Source organism: Methylomonas sp. LWB (genome assembly GCF_001856095.1).
Taxonomy (GTDB): domain Bacteria; phylum Pseudomonadota; class Gammaproteobacteria; order Methylococcales; family Methylomonadaceae; genus Methylomonas; species Methylomonas koyamae_A.
This window is the reverse complement of record NZ_MKMC01000088.1, coordinates 1-390: the sequence shown is the minus strand read 5'-3', so window position 1 is coordinate 390 and position 390 is coordinate 1. Positions and strand designations below refer to the sequence as shown.

Here is a 390-nt window from a genome sequence, read left to right as displayed (position 1 = left end):
TCAGCGTGGTCAGCGCGGCCAGGTCGGCGGTTTCCAGGTTGACGGCTTGGGCGGTGCTCAGCGCGGCGGCTTGGTTGGATTTGAGCGCGGCGGCTTGGGCGGTGCCCAGCGCGGCCAGGTCGGCGGTTTCCAGCGCGGCCACTTGTTGGGTGGTTAGCCCGGCGATTTGGGCGGTGGTCAACGCCGCCGCTTGGGCGGTGGTCAGCGCGACGATGCCGGCGGTGGTCAGGTTGCTCAGCGCCAGGGTGCTGAGCGCGGCCAGGTCGGCGGTGATCAGGTTGGCGACTTGGCCGGTGGTCAGCGCGGCGGCTTGATGGGATTTGAGCGCGGCGGCTTGGGCGGTGCTCAGCGCGGCCAGGTCGGCGGTTTCCAGCGCGGCGATTTGGCGGG

1 protein-coding gene is annotated in these 390 nt (G+C 71.3%); it reads right to left on the bottom strand.

What is annotated here, in order from left to right:
* Positions 1 to 390: hypothetical protein (locus tag BJL95_RS25345; protein WP_217631721.1), on the bottom strand; the 390-nt coding region annotated here is incomplete at both ends.